19 protein-coding genes (1 of these 19 only partly in view) are annotated in these 19,120 nt (G+C 61.3%); 10 read left to right on the plus strand and 9 right to left on the minus strand.

Annotation, left to right across the window (positions count from 1 at the left end):
• The first annotated feature begins 109 nt into the window (after window positions 1–109).
• The 4 genes from mrcB to HUW35_RS08795 all read left to right on the plus strand — a co-directional run bounded on the left by mrcB (window position 110) and on the right by HUW35_RS08795 (window position 4,881).
• Window positions 110–2,812, plus strand: coding sequence for a penicillin-binding protein 1B (mrcB, locus tag HUW35_RS08780; protein WP_181255191.1), 2,703 nt, complete (start codon window positions 110–112; stop codon window positions 2,810–2,812).
• A 79-nt stretch (window positions 2,813–2,891) separates the two neighbouring features.
• Window positions 2,892–3,896 (plus strand): winged helix-turn-helix domain-containing protein, encoded by a 1,005-nt coding sequence (locus HUW35_RS08785; protein WP_181255192.1) that lies wholly within the window; start codon window positions 2,892–2,894, stop codon window positions 3,894–3,896.
• A gap of 382 nt (window positions 3,897–4,278) precedes the next feature.
• Window positions 4,279–4,497, plus strand: a complete 219-nt coding sequence (locus HUW35_RS18725) for a response regulator transcription factor (RefSeq protein WP_219932673.1) — start codon at window positions 4,279–4,281, stop codon at window positions 4,495–4,497.
• 93 nt (window positions 4,498–4,590) lie between these two features.
• Window positions 4,591–4,881 (plus strand): DUF2167 domain-containing protein, encoded by a 291-nt coding sequence (locus HUW35_RS08795; RefSeq protein ID WP_255463574.1) that lies wholly within the window; start codon window positions 4,591–4,593, stop codon window positions 4,879–4,881.
• Between the two features lie 50 nt (window positions 4,882–4,931).
• Here the strand turns inward: HUW35_RS08795 and hemB are convergent, their stop codons facing one another.
• Window positions 4,932–5,945, minus strand: a complete 1,014-nt coding sequence (gene hemB, locus HUW35_RS08800; RefSeq protein WP_181255195.1) for a porphobilinogen synthase — start codon at window positions 5,943–5,945, stop codon at window positions 4,932–4,934.
• 91 nt (window positions 5,946–6,036) lie between these two features.
• On the opposite strand from hemB, the gene HUW35_RS08805 reads away from it, so the two are divergent.
• Window positions 6,037–6,423: an MAPEG family protein gene (locus HUW35_RS08805; protein WP_078083760.1), complete on the plus strand. Its 387-nt coding sequence runs from the start codon at window positions 6,037–6,039 to the stop codon at window positions 6,421–6,423.
• A gap of 2 nt (window positions 6,424–6,425) precedes the next feature.
• Here the strand turns inward: HUW35_RS08805 and HUW35_RS08810 are convergent, their stop codons facing one another.
• From HUW35_RS08810 to HUW35_RS08835, 6 genes are all read right to left on the minus strand, one after another.
• Window positions 6,426–7,082, minus strand: coding sequence for a GntR family transcriptional regulator (locus tag HUW35_RS08810; RefSeq protein ID WP_181255196.1), 657 nt, complete (start codon window positions 7,080–7,082; stop codon window positions 6,426–6,428).
• A gap of 1 nt (window position 7,083) precedes the next feature.
• Window positions 7,084–8,256, minus strand: a complete 1,173-nt coding sequence (locus HUW35_RS08815) for a benzoate/H(+) symporter BenE family transporter (RefSeq protein WP_219932674.1) — start codon at window positions 8,254–8,256, stop codon at window positions 7,084–7,086.
• Window positions 8,257–8,539: 283 nt separating this feature from the next.
• Complete coding sequence (gene hemL / locus HUW35_RS08820) at window positions 8,540–9,823, minus strand: glutamate-1-semialdehyde 2,1-aminomutase (protein ID WP_181255197.1); 1,284 nt, start codon at window positions 9,821–9,823, stop codon at window positions 8,540–8,542.
• A 182-nt stretch (window positions 9,824–10,005) separates the two neighbouring features.
• Entirely contained in the window at window positions 10,006–10,797 is a 792-nt protein-coding gene (locus tag HUW35_RS08825; RefSeq protein ID WP_181255198.1) for a hydroxymethylpyrimidine/phosphomethylpyrimidine kinase, read from the minus strand.
• A gap of 98 nt (window positions 10,798–10,895) precedes the next feature.
• On the minus strand, window positions 10,896–11,318 hold the full coding sequence (gene hemJ, locus HUW35_RS08830) for a protoporphyrinogen oxidase HemJ (protein ID WP_181255199.1): 423 nt from the start codon (window positions 11,316–11,318) through the stop codon (window positions 10,896–10,898).
• Between the two features lie 75 nt (window positions 11,319–11,393).
• Window positions 11,394–13,211: a chloride channel protein gene (locus HUW35_RS08835; RefSeq protein ID WP_181255200.1), complete on the minus strand. Its 1,818-nt coding sequence runs from the start codon at window positions 13,209–13,211 to the stop codon at window positions 11,394–11,396.
• A 121-nt stretch (window positions 13,212–13,332) separates the two neighbouring features.
• On the opposite strand from HUW35_RS08835, the gene argC reads away from it, so the two are divergent.
• The 4 genes from argC to erpA all read left to right on the plus strand — a co-directional run bounded on the left by argC (window position 13,333) and on the right by erpA (window position 16,216).
• Window positions 13,333–14,388 (plus strand): N-acetyl-gamma-glutamyl-phosphate reductase, encoded by a 1,056-nt coding sequence (gene argC, locus HUW35_RS08840; protein ID WP_255463576.1) that lies wholly within the window; start codon window positions 13,333–13,335, stop codon window positions 14,386–14,388.
• A gap of 72 nt (window positions 14,389–14,460) precedes the next feature.
• Window positions 14,461–15,201: a DUF6776 family protein gene (locus HUW35_RS08845; RefSeq protein ID WP_181255202.1), complete on the plus strand. Its 741-nt coding sequence runs from the start codon at window positions 14,461–14,463 to the stop codon at window positions 15,199–15,201.
• A 98-nt stretch (window positions 15,202–15,299) separates the two neighbouring features.
• Window positions 15,300–15,710 (plus strand): polymer-forming cytoskeletal protein, encoded by a 411-nt coding sequence (locus tag HUW35_RS08850; protein ID WP_255463577.1) that lies wholly within the window; start codon window positions 15,300–15,302, stop codon window positions 15,708–15,710.
• A gap of 152 nt (window positions 15,711–15,862) precedes the next feature.
• Complete coding sequence (gene erpA, locus HUW35_RS08855) at window positions 15,863–16,216, plus strand: iron-sulfur cluster insertion protein ErpA (protein WP_078083188.1); 354 nt, start codon at window positions 15,863–15,865, stop codon at window positions 16,214–16,216.
• A 32-nt stretch (window positions 16,217–16,248) separates the two neighbouring features.
• On the opposite strand, the gene HUW35_RS08860 is transcribed toward erpA, so the two are convergent.
• On the minus strand, window positions 16,249–17,361 hold the full coding sequence (locus HUW35_RS08860; protein WP_181255204.1) for an anhydro-N-acetylmuramic acid kinase: 1,113 nt from the start codon (window positions 17,359–17,361) through the stop codon (window positions 16,249–16,251).
• Window positions 17,362–18,732, minus strand: a complete 1,371-nt coding sequence (locus HUW35_RS08865) for a peptidoglycan DD-metalloendopeptidase family protein (protein ID WP_181255205.1) — start codon at window positions 18,730–18,732, stop codon at window positions 17,362–17,364.
• A 318-nt stretch (window positions 18,733–19,050) separates the two neighbouring features.
• On the opposite strand from HUW35_RS08865, the gene tyrS reads away from it, so the two are divergent.
• A protein-coding gene (gene tyrS, locus HUW35_RS08870) for a tyrosine--tRNA ligase (RefSeq protein ID WP_181255206.1) crosses the window boundary here: on the plus strand, window positions 19,051–19,120 show its start. It continues 1,238 nt past the right edge of the window; the window shows 70 of its 1,308 coding nt (coding positions 1–70); its start codon is at window positions 19,051–19,053; its stop codon lies beyond the right edge, outside the window.

Consider the following 19,120-nt stretch of genomic DNA (forward strand, 5'->3'; position numbering starts at 1 on the left):
GCTATAAAAGATGCTGTTGTGCCCATACCCAGTGGTCCTGATTTGGCCCGCGGCGTCAGTGGGACGTAACAGCGTTTCACAGTTAAGTAACCAATCTATCTGAATCCATATGCCACCAAACAAGCGCCGCACGAAAGCGAAAACTGCAAACAGAAAAAGCCGTCCCGGGCGTCTGCGCCGCTGGATCAAGCGCCTCAGCCTGCTGGCCCTGCTCGGGGTGCTGGTGCTTGCCGGTTATATGGTGTGGCTGGATGTGCAGCTGCGCGAGCGACTGGACAGCCGCCAGTACCAGCTGCCCGCCAGGGTCTATGCGCGCCCGCTGATACTCAAGGAAGGTATGGTGATGCGCCCGGACGAGCTGGCATCCGAATTTGCCGCGCTCAATTACAAGAAGGTACCGGCGATTGAAGAGCCGGGGCAGTGGCAGCGTGAGGGCATGGAATACCGTGTGTGGCGGCGCGACTTTATCCACGCCGACAAGCGCGAACCGGCGGAGCAGGTCCTGTTTCGCCTGCGCAATGACGAGCTGACCAATTTGCGCAGCGAGACCGGTGAGCGACTGAAGGAATTCCGCCTGGACGCGGCGCCCATCGGCACCCTGCTCGGTGGTGGCGACGACCGCACGCCGGTGCGAATCGAGGAGATCCCGCCGCTGCTCGGCGCCACCTTGATCGCGGTAGAGGACCAGGATTTTGTGCATCACTTCGGGGTCTCTCCCCGCGGGATTGCGCGCGCCATGGTGGCCAACTTCAAGGCCGGCGGCGTGGTGCAGGGCGGTTCCACCATCACTCAGCAGCTGGTGAAAAATATCTTTTTCGATCACAAACCGAGTCTGTGGCGAAAATTCAACGAAGCGCTGATGGCCATCCTGATGGAGGTCCATTACGACAAGGCCTATATCCTTCAGGAGTACATCAACGAGGTGTGGCTGGGGCAGCAGGGCAGCCGTGCCATCTACGGCTTCGGGCTGGCTTCCGAGTTCTATTTCCAGAAGCCCCTGAACCAGCTCGAGCCCCATCAGATCGCGTTGCTGGTCGGGCTTGCCAAGGGCGCGTCCTATTACAATCCGTGGCGCAACCCGGAGCGGGCTCTGGAGCGGCGCAACACGGTGCTGGACGTGATGTTCGAGCAGGGACTGATCAGTGAGGAGCAGCATGATCGCCTGCGCAAGAAACCGCTGGAAGTCGCATCTGCCGGCGCCACCGCGCAGAACCCCTATCCGGCGTTTACCGAGCGCCTGCTGGAGGAGTTGCGTCCCTATTACTCCGTGGAAGAACTGCGTACCGCTGGCCTGCGGGTCTACACCACCCTGGCACCCTCGGTACAGAAACTGGCCGAAGACGCGGTGAGCCAGGGGGCCGACCGACTGGAAAAAGACCGCGGCCTCAAGGAGGACTCCCTGCAGGGGGCCACGGTGGTACTGGAAAATCACAGCGGCAATGTGCTCGCCATGGTGGGCGACCGCCGTCCCCATTACCCGGGCTTCAACCGCGCCCTGGAGGCGCGCCGCCAGGTGGGCTCGCTGATCAAGCCTGCGGTATATCTCACCGCGCTGGAGCGGGCGCACCAGTACAACCTCGGCACTCTGATTGACGACGCCCCGATCCGTGAGGAGGCCCCCGATGGGCAGGTATGGATGCCGGCCAACTTCAATAATCGCAGCCATGGGCTGGTGCCGCTGTATGTGGCCCTGTCCCGCTCCTACAACCAGGCGACTGCGCGCCTGGGGCTGGATCTCGGCATCGAAAACGTGCGTCAGACCATTCGTCGCCTGGGGGTACAGGCGAATCTGCCGCGGGTGCCCTCCCTGTTTCTCGGTGCGGTGGAGATGACCCCGTTTGAAGTCGCGGGCATGTACCAGACCCTGGCTAACGGCGGCGAGCACGTGGAGCCGCGCACGCTGCTGGCGGTGTCTGACGCCGACGGCGAACAGGTGCAGCGCTTCCGACCCAAGTCCAGCCGCGGGGTGGACGAGGTGCCCGCCTATCTGCTGCGCTACGCGCTGGAGCAGGTCATGCGCGAGGGCACCGGCAAAAGCGCCTACCGGCGTCTGCCCAACAGTGTGCCGTTTGCTGGCAAAACCGGCACCACCAACGATTATCGCGACAGCTGGTTTGCCGGCTTTAGCCCCGGAGTGACAGCGGTGGTATGGCTGGGCCGCGACGACAACGAGCGCACCAGTCTCACCGGCGCTACCGGCGCCCTGACGGTGTGGACCGACATCATGCGCAAGCTGCCGCATCGCCACGGGCGCATCCAGGCGCCGCGCGGGGTTGAGTGGAAACCGCTGAATAGCGACGGTCAGTATATGGATCCGCGCAACTGTCAGGGCGGGCGCGAGTTGCCGGTATCGGTGGAGAGCCGGCTGCAGACAGATCCGCGCTGCCAGCGCCGCGGCTGGTTCCGCAACTGGTTTGACGATGACAAGGAAGAGGATGTGGCGCCCCGCGAGGATATGACCCCGGGCTGGGGCATAGACCCGGAGCAGCAGCGGCGGGAACAGCAGCAGCGCCAGCGCGAGCAGCAATTGCGCGAACAATTGGAGCGTGAGCGTCAATCGGTTCCCCAGGAAGAACTCGATCCGGAGCTGCAACAGCAGCCTGTGCCGCAGTCTGAGGAAGAGCGTTTGCGCCGGCTGCAGGAATCCGGCCGAATCCAGGAGCAGCGCTATCTTGAAGAGGAGCGCCGGGCACAGGAAGAGCGCCGAATACTGGAGGAGCGCATGCAACGGGAGCAGTCACAGCCAGATCGCGGCGCGCCGGTAGAGGAGGCGCAGCCCTGGTCGCCGGAAGAGCCGGATCAGTGGCCGTAGAGTCAGGGGCTGGAACTTTGTCGGGGCGGGGGGCATACTTCAGCACCGAAAATGATTCCCATTCCCTGAATCTAGTGCGATGCAGTACCGTTTTGACAAGTACGTTCTGGATACAGAGCATCTTTATCTGACCGCCGGTGGAGAGCCGGTGGCAGCGGATGCCCGGCAATTGCAGCTGCTCTCATTGCTGATTACAGGCTTTCCCGAGTGCTGCGAGCGGGCCGCGCTGCTGGAGGATCTGTGGCCCAACACCGTGGTTTCCCACTGGTCCCTGGGGCGGCTGGTTTCCGACACCCGCAAGCTGTTTCGCGAGCAGGGGTACGAAGGGCCGCTGATCCAGACCTTGCACGGTCGCGGTTACCGGCTTTCGCCGGAGCTGGCGGAGCAGTTGCGGGAGGTCCGCAGCTCCTCGCCACAACAGAGCGAGCGCGATACCCCTGAGACTGCCGGATCTGATAGCGACAGCAATGCGCCAGTCGGCAACCCGGCCGCTCTGGATAGCGCACCCGCCCCCGATCGAACTTCTTCCACGTCATCTTTCGCCGCGGCCCGACCCGCAGCGTATTTCTGGCGTCTGTGGATCGGCATGGGGCTGCTGGTGCTGGTGACCGCGCTGCTGGTATACCTGATTACTGCACGACGCATCCCGGATGACGGTGCACCCCTGGTCATTGGCGAAGCCCCGGATGTGCGCGGCAGGATTCTGTGGGTGGACGACAACCCCGACAACAATCTCGCCGAGCGCGCACATTTCGAATCCCTGCGGATCGCGGTCTATCTCGCAACCAATACCGACGACGCCCTGACGCTGCTGTCCATGTACCGCTACGATGCGGTGATCTCCGATATGGGCCGGGGTCGGGAACCGCTGGCCGGCTTCAAGTTGATGGAGCGGATGCGCGCGCGACAGGACAGCACCCCCTACTTCCTGTACACCATCATGCCCTCAGATTCCCAGCGCAAGCTGGTGCGCCAGCGGGGCGGCAATGGTGTTGCCGTGGCTGCGGACGAACTGTTCGGCCTGGTTTTACCGATTTTTGGTCTGCCGGAAGCGAACGCTAAACCTTCTGCGCCACCTCCCTGATCCTATTATCAAGATCACAGGCTCTTCTGCAGGCCCCGTGATACGGGCGTTTCAAAACGATTCAAAACCTTTCAAAGACGCCCATGGCTCTTCCTAGCTAAATTCCCGCGACAAAATTGCGACAAAGGTTCCGACTGTGTTTCGCGGTCAGGGACCTGAAGATTCTCAGGGAAAAGGGGGAATTATGCTGGGGGCAGGATTGGCGGCACTGCTGGTCGTCGGACGGGATTCGGGGGCACGGGAAACGCGCGCACAGGAATCGGAGGCCAATACGGTAATAGCACCGAATTCGGGCAGCGGTCGGGGGGAGGGTCAAATCGGCGGTCGGAGCAGCTTGCCGGAGCCTGCTACGGGGTGCCTGGGTGGATCGCAGCTAGTGGTGGTGGACAAGCCTGCGAAGCCTGCAAAGAAAATATTCAGTGCCCGTGAGCTGCAAGTCCTGACGCAGATCGCCGCCGGCGCTACCAGTGTCGAGATCGCCGAGCAACTGAACATCTCTGTGCATACGGTAAAGAATCACCGCAAGAACATCCTGCGTAAGGCGGATTGCCGAAACTCCGGCCAGCTGATTACCCACTGCCTGGCGCTGGGTGTTATCTGACCTCTATTTTCCGGGCCCGTGTCCGCGGGCCCCTGGACGTCTGTTTTTCGCTCGCGATGCTTTAGCCGTCAGCCTCTCTGGCTCGGCATGCTGGTGCTCAATTTTATTGCCGGTATGTCGCAGTTGGAGGATATCAAACAGAGTCGTAATGCAGTGCTGGCAATGACGAGTTTTAATCCCGGCTATCGCTATGAGGAGTTTGATCCAGAAATCGATAAAGTGGCGGCCTATGGCCTCGGTGCACTGGTAACCGGCAAGGTGTTGGCCAAAACCGGACTGTTGGCCGGTTTGCTGCTGTTTCTGAAAAAGGCCTGGAAACTGATTCCACTGGCCTTTGGCGCACTGTTCAAACTGTTCCGGCGCGGTGGCAAGGGCGACCAGTGATCGCCTGACAGAAAAGATTTATACCGGCCGGTTTTGCCGGCCCGATTTCCTCAGCCCGCCTGTAACAACTTGGCGGCTTCTTCCGCAAAGTAGGTCAGCACCCCATCGGCACCGGCGCGCTTGAATGCCAGCAGGGATTCGAGAATTACCGCTTCCCGATTGAGCCAGCCATTATCGAACGCCGCACAGTGCATGGCGTACTCACCGCTGACCTGATAGGCAAAGGTCGGTACCCTGAGCTCGTCCTTCACCCGGCGCACAACGTCCAGGTATGGCATGCCCGGCTTCACCATGATCATGTCCGCACCTTCCTGCAGGTCCAGCGCGCACTCGTGCAGCGCCTCGTCACCGTTGGCCGGATCCATCTGGTAGCTGAATTTGTTGGCGCCCTTCAAATTGCCTGCAGAACCCACGGCATCGCGGAACGGGCCGTAATAGCTGGAGGCGTATTTGGCGGCGTAGGACATGATCTGGGTGTTTACATGGCCATCCCGTTCCAGAGCAGTGCGGATTGCGCCGATACGCCCGTCCATCATGTCCGACGGCGCCACCACATCTGCGCCTGCCTGGGCGTGTGACAGCGCTTGCTGTACCAGTACCTCCACGGTGTCGTCGTTGACGATATACCCTTCACTGTTCATCAGCCCGTCCTGGCCGTGACTGGTGAACGGGTCCAGCGCCACGTCTGTAATCACACCCAGATCCGGTGCAGCCTCTTTCAGTGCGCGCACGGCACGCTGTGCCAGGCCATCCGGGGCAAAGGCTGCACGGGCATCGTCGGACTTGGCAGAAGGGTCGACTACCGGGAACAGCGCAACCGCGGGGATTCCGAGGTTTACCAGTTCTTTGGCTTTTGCGGTGAGCAGATCTACGGTCAGCCGCTCGACACCGGGCATTGAGGCAACTTGCTGGGTCTCCCCGCGGCCTTCGATAACAAACAGGGGCAGGATCAGGTCATCGGTGGTTAACCGGTTTTCCCGCACCAGGCGGCGAGAGAACTCGCTGGCACGCAGGCGGCGTGGACGGGAATGGGGGTAAGCGCCGCGGTGAAGGCTGATACTCATGAATGGTCACTCCGGCTGGTAGATAGGGGTTGGCGCGCACTCTGGGCGGCGACTAAGCTGGCGCAATCATATCAAAACGGGAGTGGTTCTGATGTCTGTCGCCTTTTGGTGTCTGCTGGTGGCGATTTTGATGCCGCCCACATTTGCTGCCATCGCCAAAGCCACCGCAGAGGGAAGGTACAACAACCGGTCGCCGCGCGCGTTTCTGGAAAAGCAGTCCGGACTGTCGCGGCGTGCGGACTGGGCTCAGCGCAACAGTTTCGAGATATTGCCGGCATTTATCGCGGGGGTGTTTGCGGCCATCGCGGCGGGTGTCGACGAGCAGTGGCTAGCGCGACTTTCGCTGATCTTTATTGCCACCCGGATTCTCTACGGGATCTGCTATCTGAAAGACTGGGCAGCCGCACGCTCCCTTTGCTGGTTCTCCGGTTTCTTCTGTTGTCTGGGGCTGCTGATCATGGCGGCGCTCGCGGTTTAGCTTCACTCGGCGCTGCCGTCACTGCGAAGGTGTTCGACGAGCGCGCGGCCGGCCGCGGCGATATGCTGCTCAAGCAGTGCGGTCGCCGCTTTGCTATCACCGTTTTGCAGCAGGTCCAGCAGTTCGTAGTGCTCCCGCTGACTGGTGGCCTGGTAATCGAGGCTGCGGGACTGGAAACCGATATAGCGCTCGCACTGACGGTGCAGCTGTTCCACTGCTGCGAATAGGGTGGGGCGATTGGCGGGACGGTACAAGCAGGTGTGAAATTGCCAGTTGAGTGCGCCGATTTCCATGGCGCTGATCTCCGGGGGCTGCGCTTGTAACGGTTGCGCTGATGCTTGCATCGCATCGAGGTAATCTCGCGCACGGCCAAGGATTTCCCCATTTAAATGCGGTATGGCGAGCTCCTGCAGTAACGGCTCCAGACGCATGCGCATCAGGTAGAGGTCTTCCACTTCCAGCGGATCGAACCGCGGTACCGCAACGCCGCGTTTACCGTGTCCCGTCAGCCAGCCTTCATTTTTCAGTCGTGCGAGCGCATCCCGCACCGGAATCCGGCTCACCTCGTACTGCGCGGCCAGCTCCGTCTGTTTGAGCACCGTGCCCGGGGCAAAGCGTCCCTGCTGCAAGTCTGATTTCAGTCTTTGGTACAGGCCCATTTCAGTTTTTCCTGTGGAGCAACCGGTGACAGATCAGCCCACCCGCGAGTCCCCAGAAGGCGGCGCCGATACCCAGGTAGTTGACCCCGGAGGCGGTGATCAGCAGGGTAACCAGTGCGGCCTCGCGACCGTCGCTGTCGCTGCTGGCACCCGCCAGGCTACTGCCGATGGTGCCGAGCAGCGCCAGTCCGGCAACGGTGGCGATCATCGCCTGCGGAAAAGCGCTGAACAGCGCCACCACGCTGGCACCGAACAGGCCAGCCAGTAAATAGAAAACGCCGGCCGCGATACCGGCGGTGTAGCGTCGCTCCGGATCCGGGTGGGCCTCGGGGCCGGTACAGATGGCGGCGGAGATGGCGGCCAGATTAAAAGCAAAACCGCCGAACGGCGTCAGCAGCAGTGAGGTGAGACCGGTGCCGCTGATAACCGGGGAAACCGGAACCTTCTGGTAGCCGCTGGCGCGCAGGGTGGCGACACCGGGAATATTCTGCGAGGTCATGGTGACAATAAACAGCGGTAACCCAACACCCAGCAAAACCGCAGGGTTGAACACCGGTGTCACCCACACCGGCCGGCTCAATGCCCAACTCAGTTGCTCTGGTTGCACCTGTCCCAGTCCCCAGCTGGCAGCAAAACCAGCGAATAAAACAAGGATGATGGCATAGCGCGGCAGCCAGCGCCGGCATGCAAGGTAGGTGAGCAACATGCAGCCCACCAGCACCGGATTGGCCTCGAGCGAGGTGAATACCGACAGACCGAACTGCAGCAGGATTCCCGCCAGCATGGCGCTGGCAATGGGGAGTGGCACCCGCGACATCACCCGCTCGAAAGCCCCGGAGATGCCCAGTAACAGGGTCAGTAGCGCACTGAACAGGAAGGCACCGATCGCTTCTGCCATGGAAACCCCGGTCAGGCTGGTGGCCAGCAGTGCCGCTCCGGGGGTGGACCAGGCGGTGATAACCGGCGCGCGGTAGTACCAGGAGAAGGCGATACAGGTGATGCCCATACCGAGCCCGAGGGCACCGATCCAGGAGACCATTTCTGCCTCGCTGGCACCCGCAGCCGCGGCGGCTTGCAGGACAATCGCAACGGAGCTGGCAAACCCCACCAGTACCGCAACAAAACCGGCACTGACGGAGGACAGGCTGGTATCTGCCCAGAGGGATCGCTGCACAATGTATACTCTTTAAAGAATGTATACATTTTTATATGGCAGAACGCTGGCGCTGGCAAGTAATGGGGGCTGGTGGAGTTCGGACAGGTTGGTGGCGGCGCTGCTACCGGGTGTGGTCTTGCGATACACGAGCTAGGCGCCCCCCCTCAACCCATCCCTGGAGGCTCGGCTGCGGCCGTCATGGCCGCAGACGGTCTCGCAAGACCACACCCGGTATCAGCGCCTTCGCCCTGAATTTTCGACGAGGTCGGAAAGTCCGGCGGATAAGAGGCTCGCGACGTGTTTATTTCAAGCGTGCAAACACCTTGCGCGCCGCAGCAATGGTGGCTTCGATATCCTCGTCGCTGTGCGCGGCGGACATAAAGCCGGCTTCGTAAGATGCCGGGGCGAGATAAACACCTTCCTCCAGCATGCCGTGGAAGAAGCGATTGAAGCGCTCGGTATCGCAGGCCATGACCTGCTGGTAATTGGTCACCTGATCCGCATCGGTAAAGAAGAAACCGAACATGCTGCCCACCTTGTTGGCAGTAAGCGGAATGCCCGCTTCTTTTGCCGCGGCCAGAACCCCGTCTACCAGACGGTCGGTTTTCTCGGTCAGGGTGTCGTAGAGGCCCGGCTCCTGGATCAGCTGCAGGGTTTCCAGGCCGGCAACCATCGCCATCGGGTTACCCGACAGGGTACCCGCCTGATACACCGGGCCCAGCGGTGCAATCTGCTCCATGATCTCGCGCTTGCCGCCGAAGGCGCCCACCGGCATACCGCCGCCGATCACCTTGCCCAGGGTGGTGATGTCGGCCTCGATACCGTAGTGCCCCTGGGCGCCGGTCAGGCTGACGCGAAAACCGGTCATTACCTCATCCAGGATCAGCACCGCACCGGACTGATCGCAGACTTCGCGCAGCGCTTCCAGGAAACCCGGTACCGGCGGGATACAGTTCATATTACCCGCCACCGGCTCGACGATAATGCAGGCGATCTGGTCGCCGATCTCGGCGAAGCACTTTTTCACCCCTTCGATATCGTTGTAGGTCAGGGTAATGGTGTGGTCCGCCAGCGAGGCAGGTACGCCGGGGGAGGAGGGGACGCCCATGGTCAGGGCGCCGGAGCCGGCCTTTACCAGCAGGGAGTCGGAGTGGCCGTGATAGCAGCCCTCGAATTTTACGATCTTGTCCCGGCCGGTATAGCCGCGCGCCAGACGGATGGCGCTCATGGTGGCTTCGGTACCGGAGTTTACAAAGCGCACCAGGTCCATATTCGGCCATACCCGGCACAGTTCTTCCGCCAGCTCGGTTTCCAGCTCGGTCGGTGCGCCAAAGCTCAGGCCGGACTGGGCCTGCTCTACCACCGCGTCGATGACGTCCGGGTGGGCGTGACCCAACACCATCGGTCCCCAGGACTGCACATAGTCGATATAGCGTTTTTCATCGGCGTCGTAGAGGTAGGCGCCCTCGGCGCGCTCGATAAATACGGGCGTGCCGCCTACCGCGCGGAATGCGCGTACCGGTGAATTGACACCACCGGGAATGACCTTTTGGGCGTCGGCGAAGAGGGATTCGGACTTGCTCATAGCTTTTCGGGAACCGGGTTGGATTGAAAGAAGGGATGAAAACGGAATGGAAATTTGCGCGTATTATCTTCACCGCTGCCGTTTGCCGCAAACGCTGGCGCGGATTGCGCAACAGAAATCAATCCAGGAGGCCCGGATTGGCAGTAGAGGTGAGATAAGGCGCTGAGCCGGAGCCTTTGCCTTCAGTCCTTGCAGGTCCAGAACAGGCGGTTTGGCACCGGTCGACCCATACCCAGGCGACGGCTGCCGGCGATGGCGCTCCAGGTAAACTGCTGACTGCGGTTCACTGCCTCGAGAATATTGAGGCCGTGTGCAATATGGCAGGCAATCGCGGTAGTAAGGGTGCCGCACACACCGTAGGCTGCCGGCGGCAAACGCTGCCAGCGGAATTCGCGTATCAGCCCGCGGGTTTCGTACAGGCGGTTTTCCAGTTGCTGGTCGGCCGCCGGTACTCCGGTGAGCAGCAGGTAGCGACAGCCGCTTTCCAGTAACTCCTGGGCCTGGGCATCGTGCACGTCCGCCTCTCCGGCCATGGCGCGGGCTTCACGACGGTTTGGCGCCACCAGGGTGGCCAGGGGCAGCAGCAGGTCGCACATGGCTTTCCACAGCGGAGGCGCCAGCAGGGATTCCTTATCTGCGAGGGTGGCGTCGGGGTCGATGATCAGGGGAATGTTTGGGTAATCGCGCAGTACGCTGTGCAGTGCATGCACATTCTCTACCGAGCCCAGGTAGCCGATCTTGATGGCCGCTACCGGCATGTCTTCAAGTACCGCGCGGGCCTGTTCCACCAGCAGGCTATCGTCTACCGGCGCAACGCCGGCCAGGTCGCGGGTGTCACCCACGGTAATTGCCGACACCACCGAGGTGCAGTGGCAGCCGAGACTGGCAGCAGTTTCCGTATCTGCAGTGATTCCCGCGCTGCCGCTGGGGTCGTGGTGGGTGACGGTGAGAATGATGGGCTGGCGTGTATCCATAACCGTTCAGGACCTGAAGATCAATGTAGTTATTCTAGCCTCGCCATCGGCCAGTCACGGGGCGCTTGGGTGTCCTGGCGCGCCCCTGACCTGAGAGATCAGAACGGCCGGACCACAGCGAGGATCACAATCGCCAGCAGAACCAGTACCGGTAGCTCATTAAAAATGCGGAAAAAGCGGCCGCTTTTGGTGATGGTGCCGGCGGCAAACTTCTTCACATAGCTGCCGCAGATATGGTGATAGCCGATCAGCAGGATCACCAGGGTGAGTTTGGCATGCATCCAGCCGGCAGTTTCGTAGTAGCGCGGGTTAAAGCTGAAGAGCCAGACACCGAATACGATGGTGGCGATCATCGCGGGGATGGCGATCCCGCGATACAGGCGCCGCTCCATGATACAGAAGCGATCTTTGCTGAGCGCGTCGGTGGCGTCTACGTGGTACACGAACAGGCGCGGCAGGTAGAAAAGTGCCGCGAACCAGCACACCATGGAGACGATATGAAAAGCCTTGACCCAAAGCATTGAAGCTCCTTATCCGGAATCTGGTCCGGTCTGCGTAGTTATTTTGAATATGTCGCTGGCCATCACCGCAGGCGGTTACTGCCGATAGTAGTGCTCGATATGCTGCGGCAGGATAATACCCGCCACGTCGCTATTCAGTACACCCGGATTGCCCTGATCGTAGTCGCGGCCGATATACAGTGCGTCGGCGCCGTGCCTTTCCAGCTGCTCCTGTGCCTCCAGCAGAGTGGCGCGCCAGCTAAGCGGCGCCAGTTGCAGGCGCTCGCCCGGCAGGCGCAGCAGGTCTACTTTTTCCTCTTCCCTGGGTGCGGCGCCCTCTGCTTCCGGCTCTTTTTGCGGGCGCTGCAGGAAGTTGGCGAGGTCTGCAGTGCGCAGCGCCTGCGGGGTATCGACACCGCCAATCAGCAGCCATGCGGGCTGCTGTTCGATCAGTCTCTCGGCATGGGCCCGCTCCAATCGCTGCGGGGTCACCGCTACTGCACGCTCCATTACACTGGCAACCCCCACCCGGCTCAGCAACTGGGCGCGCCAGCTGGGGGTGCCACTTTTGCCCAGTGCGCGCAGGGACTCCTGATAGATGCCCTCGCAGGAGAACAGCTGGCGGCTGACCAGACAGGCCACCACAATGGTCATCATGCCGGGAAACAGCACATTCGGGTTGTAAGTCAGTTCCAGGATCGCCAGCAGCGCGGCGAGCGGTGCATTGAGTAGCGCCGCCATCATTGCCGCCATCCCCACCATTGCGTAAAGCCCGGGGCTGGCGGTGGCCGCGCCCAGCCACAGGTTGGCCAGGTGACCGCCGGCGCCGCCGATGCACGCCCCCAGGATCAGACTCGGGCCGATTACCCCGCCGGGAATACCCAGGCCCGTGGCCAGGGCCGTGGCGGTAAGCTTGGCGAGAACGATGGCAGACAGTGCGGCAATACCCAGTTGCCCGAGCATGGCCAGCTCCAGGGTGTCGTAACCGGTGCCGAGAATTTCGGGTACCCACAATGCCAGCAGACCGGTGGCTGCGCCCGCCAGTAGGAATCGCAAGATTGGCGAATACTTCTGCTGCATCGGCACCAGGCGGCGCTGGCTGACGATAAACAGCGAAGCCAGTGCACCGATCACCAGTGCACACACAAACAGAATCGGCAGTTCGACGAGGGATTCCAGCTGCGAGGCCGGAACGCTGAACGCAGCCTGGTGGCCGAACGCCAGGCGTGTTGCCGCGCTGCCGCTGACCGCGGCGATCATCACCGGCAGGAACCCGGCCACGGTGTATTCCAGCATCACCACTTCCATGGCGAAGATCACTCCCGCCAGCGGCGTATTGAATGACGCGGCAATGGCGGCGGCCACACCGCAGGCGAGCAGGGTGCGTGCGGTGTTGTTGGGCAGCCGCAGGCGGTACGCCACCCAGCTGCCACTGGCGGCCCCCAAATGTACCGAGGGCCCTTCGCGGCCGATCGACTGACCGCTGAGTAATGCCAGCGCGCCGCCAAGGAACTGAAGAATGGCATTTCTGATCGGCATCTTGCCCTGGTGGTTGTGCAGGCGGTCGAGCACATGCACTACCCCCGTGGGGCGTCCGGACGGCGCGACCCACTGGAATATCAGTCCGAGCAACAGGGCGCCACCCACCGGCAGTGCAAAGCGCAATGTAGGGGGGAGTGACTCAAAGTCTTCCAGTTGCGGAAGATAGAGAATCGCAGGACCTTCGCTCAGCTGGCGGAAGCCGATCACCACCAGTCCAGCGCAGACCCCGATGATCAGAGCCAGTAGCACCAGCAGAGACAGCGCCTGCTGGGCGGATAACTGTGTCCGCGCCCGCTCTAGCAGCCCGCCTCGGCTTGAATGGGGGAGGGGGGCGGAGAAGGCCTGGGGTTCTGACTGCTGGCGGCGCCGCACGGTTAGTCCTTTAAAATCGATGGCTTATGGTAGAGTGCACGGCTCAGTATACAGGGGACATGGCCCGCCAGCAGAGGGCGGCGGGGGCCCCGGCAAGGACAGTGATCAGCGAGGAACAGAAGTGAGCGTCATCAAAGCGGCAATCGTAGGTGGAACAGGGTATACCGGCGTGGAATTACTGCGCCTGCTGTCGGGCCACTCGGGTGTGGAGGTGCGAGCCATTACTTCCCGTGCGGAAGCCGGCACTCCGGTCGCGGAACTCTTCCCCAGCCTGCGCGGTCACTACGATCTGAAATTCACCGCTCCAGATGTCGATGAGCTGGCTACCTGCGATGTGGTTTTCTTTGCCACGCCCCACGGTGTGGCCCAGGCTCAGGTGCCGGAGCTGGTAGCGCGCGGTGTACGGGTTATCGACCTGTCTGCTGATTTCCGTCTGCAGGATATCCCCACCTGGGAGCAGTGGTACGGACAGGAGCACGCCTGTCCCGAGCTGGCGGCGCAGGCGGTGTACGGCCTGCCGGAAGTAAACCGGGCGCAAATCGGTGAAGCCCAATTGATCGCCTGCCCGGGCTGCTATCCCACCGCCATCCAGCTGGGCCTGATCCCACTGTTGGAAGCGGGGCTAGTGGAGCCCGCAGGGCTGATTGCCAATGCGGCCAGTGGTGCCAGTGGCGCCGGTCGCCAGGGCAAAACCGATCTGCTGTTTGCGGAGAACAATGACAGCTTCCGCGCCTACGCGGCCGCAGGGCATCGCCACCTGCCGGAAATCGAGCAGGGGCTGGGTCTCGCCGCTGGCGGTGCCGTGGATCTGACCTTTGTGCCGCACCTGTTGCCGATGGTGCGCGGTATCCACGCCACCATGTACGCCAAGCTGAAGAACCCCGCCGCCGCGGAGGCCACCCAGGAGGCGCTGCAACAGCTGTTTGAACAGCGTTATGGGGACGAGCCTTTTGTGGATGTAATGCCGGCTGGCAGCCACCCGCAGACCCGCAGCGTAAAAGGCACCAACGTGTGCCGTCTGGCTGTTTTGAGGCCTCAGGGGCGCGATACGGTTGTTGTCCTATCGGTCATCGACAACCTGGCCAAGGGGGCCTCTGCCCAGGCAATACAGAATATGAATATCATGTTTGGCTTAAATGAGAACCAGGGGCTGGAGAGCCCGGCACTGCTGCCTTAGAATCGTTGGCAGTGGCTCGATAGATAAATACACGACACAGAATCCACACAAAAAAGACACTATCCGGAATCCATGACGCGCAAAGTTAAAGGCAGCAAGCAATACCGTATGAAGGTGGTGCCCCACAGGCCCATCCACGGCATTTTCTCGGTGCTGGGGGTGACCCTGCTGGTGCTGTCTACCAGTGCCGGTGCGTTTTTTGCTGGCCAGTATCAGCTGAGCAAAAACCTGGATGAGAAGACCCGCGCACACGTCAAGTCTCAGCAAGAAGTGGATCGTCTGCGTGCCGAGATAGAAAGCCTGCGGGTGCGTGCGGCCACCGCCGAACAGTCCCTGGCCATTGGCGAGCAGGCAAGTGAGTCTGTGCGTGCAGAGCTGATCGCGCAGGAAAACCAGATTGCGGAGTTGCGCCAGGAAATCTCCTTCTACCGCGGTATCATGGCGCCCTCAGAGGGGAGCGACGGGGTCTCCATTGGCCGCTTCAGTATCTCCGAAGCGGGTGAGCGTCGCTATCAGTACAAGTTGCTGGTTCAGCAGTCTGCTGCCCGCCACCAGGTGGTGACCGGTGCGGTGCGCTTTACCATCGTCGGCCAGGTGGATGGCGAGGCTCGCCGTTACGCACTGGCGGACCTCTCGTCGGAGGTGGAGAGCGAGTCTATCCCCCTGCGATTCAAGTACTTCCAGAATATCGAGGGAGAGCTACAGTTGCCGGAGGGCTTCGTTCCCGAAGGCGTCGAGCTGTCGCTCAAATCCAGCAAGCGCAAAGGTTTCAATATTGACCAGCGTTACGGCTGGCTGGTGCAGCAGAGTTGATTGCTGAAGCGGGCGCAGCAGCGCACCAATGGAGTGACCAGGCTCCGCTCAATTCATGAGGTTTTGGTTGAATTATGTTGAAAAAGAAAGAGAAAACTATGGCTAGCACTGGTGGCAACAATACGACCCTGATCGCGCGTCACACTGAAGTAACCGGCGACCTGCACTTCCGCGGTAATCTGGTCATCGAAGGTCGCGTCAACGGAAACGTATGTGCGCACAGTGACAGTGATGCCCGTCTGCAGATCGTCGATGGCGGTGTGGTCGAGGGGGAAATCCGTGTACCCAATGTCGTGGTCAACGGCAACGTGAAGGGTGACGTGCACGCAAGCGGACACCTGGAGCTGGCATCCAAGGCGATCGTTGAGGGCAATGTCCACTACAAGCTGATCGAAATGGTCAAGGGCGCTCAGGTCAACGGTTCCCTGGTATCCAATGTCGAAGTCGACAACACCAGCGAGCCCCGTATGCTGGGTTATTCCGAAGAAGCAACCGTCGACGCGGAGTAATGCGACGGGTGCGACTGGTCAAACCCCTTCAGACTGGCAATACTTGACCTGTTTGCTGGGGTTTACCCATAATGCGCCCGCACCGCTGTCATTCGGCAGTGGGCAGTCGCGCCTCCGTGGCGACGGCTGTAAACCCGTTTCGAGAGTGATTTATGTCTGAAGCTGTTTCCTTTTCTCCCGATCCCGTTCAGGTGACCGAGAAGGCCGTTGCCAAGGTCAAAGGGCTGCTGGAAGAGGAAGGCAACCCGGAGCTCAAGCTGCGCGTGTTTGTTACTGGCGGCGGCTGTTCCGGCTTCCAGTATGGCTTTACCTTCGACGAGCTGGTGGCCGAGGATGATGCTGTGGTCGAAAAAGACGGCATCCAGGTCCTGGTCGACGCCATGAGCTACCCGTATCTGGTGGGGGCGAGTGTGGATTATGAAGAGGGGCTGTCTGGCTCGCGCTTCGTGGTCCAGAATCCCAACGCGTCCGCTACCTGCGGCTGCGGATCTTCCTTCTCTATCTGAATCTGGGCCATTCTGCGCAGCGAGATCTGACGTCAGGCGGGATATATCCCGCCCAGCACGGTCTCTTTTTCAGCGCCGGTCACGGCAGGGCAGTTGCCGTGCAGGCCGAGCATGGTCTGACGGGCCAGCCACGCAAAGCCCGCTCCCTCTACCCAGTCCGCATCGATCCCGTATTCGTTCGTAGCTGTCACCGACCAGGTGGGAAGACGTCTGCGCAGTCGTTCCATCAGGTCATTGTTGCGAGCGCCGCCGCCGCACACCAGTAGCTCGCCGCCGCGGGCAAATTCACGCACACCGTTGGCAATAGAGGCCGCGGTGACTTCCGCCAGCGTCGCCTGTACATCGGCGGGGGGCACCTCCAGCCCTGCGCTGGCGCGTTCCAGCCAGCTGGGATTGAAAGCCTCCCGTCCGGTGCTCTTGGGTGCTGGCGCGGCAAAAAAGGGATCTCCCATCAGGCGGTTGAGCAGTGTGGGATGGGGGGCGCCACTTGCCGCCCAGGCACCGTCGGCATCGTAGGGTTGACCGAGGTGCAGTTTGACCCAGTAATCCAGCAGCGCATTGCCGGGACCGGTGTCATAACCGCGGACCTGGCCGTCGGCAGCCAGCTCGGTGATATTTGCCATACCGCCGATATTGACTACAGCACGGTCGCGGCTTGTGCGGAATACCGCGTTGTGGAACGCGGGCATTAGTGGTGCCCCGTGACCGCCGAGCGCCATATCGCGGCGGCGGAAATCCGCTACCGTGGTGATACCGGTCAGTGCCGCGATGGTGTTGGGGTCACCCAGTTGCAGGGAAAAGGGGGTGGAAACGCTACCCGGGGGCCTGTGCCGCACCGTTTGCCCGTGACTGCCGATGGCCTTGACCGCAGACGGCTTTACTCCGGCTTTTTGCAATACCGCCAGGGTGGCCGCGGCAAATTCCTCGCCCAGGCGCCGGTCGAGTTGCCCAGCTCGGTCGAGTTCCGATGGGCCGGGTGCGCAAAGCGCGAGAATTGCCTCGCGCATTTCGTTTGTGATGGGGTGCCCCAGGGCGGCCCGGGTGTGGCAGCGGAGCTCGCCGTCAACTTCGGAGAACTCCGCCAATACCGCATCGATACAGTCGACGCTGGTGCCCGACATCAGGCCAATGTAGAGGTCCGTCATTCAGTTTACGGAGTCCTTCTCGTCGCTGTTCTGCGCCAGTGCGGGTTGCTCGAAGCGTTCCAGCTGCGCCATCAGGGGCTGGGTCTGGGTCTGGAAGCGAGCCATCTCCGACTTGGGAATGGCTTTCGCTTTGGGCAGCTTGCGCACGATGGTGGCCGGGTTGCGGTGATGGCCATCCACCAGGAATTCATAGTGCAGGTGCGGGCCGGTTGCGTAGCCGGTAGAGCCTACGGTGCCGATCACCTGGCGCTGCTTGACACGCTGGCCGCGCTTCACGCGCTTCTTGTTCAGGTGCAGGTAGCGGGTGATGTAGCGCTCACCGTGCTGGATAAATACATAGTTGCCGTTGGCTTTGCTGTAACCGGCCTTGATGACCCGTCCGTCACCAGCGGAGTAAACCGGGGTGCCGCGCGGCGCCGCGTAGTCGGTGCCGTTGTGCGGGCGGCGGGTCTTGAAAATCGGGTGCAGGCGGCGGGGATTGAAGTGCGAGCTGATACGGCCGATATCCACCGGGGTGCGGATAAACGCTTTGCGCATGCTCTTGCCGTCGGGGGTGTAGTAATTGGTGTCACCGTTGCTGTCGGTGTAGCGCACCGCGCTGAAGGTCTTGCCCTGGTTGGTGAAGGTCACCGCCTGAATTGAACCGTTACCGATCTTTTCGCCGTCGAGAAACTTCTCGTCAAAGATCACGCTGAAACTGTCGCCCTTGCGGATATCCAGTGCGAAGTCGATATCCGAGCCGAAGATGTCGGCCATTTCCATGATCAGGTTGTTGCTCAGGCCGGCCTTGGTACCGTCCACAAACAGCGAGCTTTCAATCTTCGCCTGTCGGAATGCGGTGTATTTATCGGCTTCGCGCTGGTGCAGGGCGTACTTGTACTGGTCGGAGTTATCGCGGCTGAATTCCACCTTGCTCAGACGATCGCGGTGTAGCTCCAGGCTTTGCAGGCTGCCTTCGCCGTCGATCTGGAATGTCAGCTCTTCGCCGGGGACCAGCTTGGCCAGCTGCTTTGCCTCTTTACCGCTGGAAAGCAGCTGGTACATCTCAGCGCTGCTGATGCCTGCGCGCTGGAACAGGTCGGACAGGGTATCCCCATTGCGCACGGTTTCCTGTACCACCCGCAGTCCTTCCATGACACTCTGGGGTGCATCGGCGGTGGCCGGGGCTTCAGCTGGCGCCGTCTGTACCAGATCTTCAGGTGCACTGAGGGAAACCTCTAGCGAAGTCCGCTTGGCCTCCACTTCCGGGGTAGACACAAAGAGCGTCAGCGCCAGGGCAAAACTGGCTGCACCCGCGGCCAGAGCGTGCGTGCGAGGGAAGTTTTTGCCCAGTGCGCCCAGCAGGCGTGGGTTGTTGCTTTGTTTCTGCATGATCTTAAACGAGGGTAGCGCTGACGTTGGTTTTAATTGGATTCCGGCCGCTGTGCCTAAAAAACGAACACCGGGACGACTTTATAACAAAATTCACGCCCTGGTTCACGGGGTAATTGACCTGTCTGTCCATGATTCAGTTCCTCTGCCCTGCCACAAAATCCGGTTGTGGGGCCGAAACCTGGCTGCTCCTCGCCAGTACACGGCTCCGCTTGTATTTAGCGCAGGATTCGGTACATTTGCAGCCCAATTTTTGCCCGTCAAACGTCGTTTGGCGGGTTGTCTCGAGCACATCTGAATTTATCGCAAGGGGATACCATGGCCGGAGTGGATGCGACACTGCTGGAAGATCTCACGCGCCGCGGGCTGGTCAATCAGGCCACCGGTG

Origin of the sequence: Microbulbifer sp. YPW1, assembly GCF_013367775.1 — a bacterium.
Taxonomy (GTDB): domain Bacteria; phylum Pseudomonadota; class Gammaproteobacteria; order Pseudomonadales; family Cellvibrionaceae; genus Microbulbifer.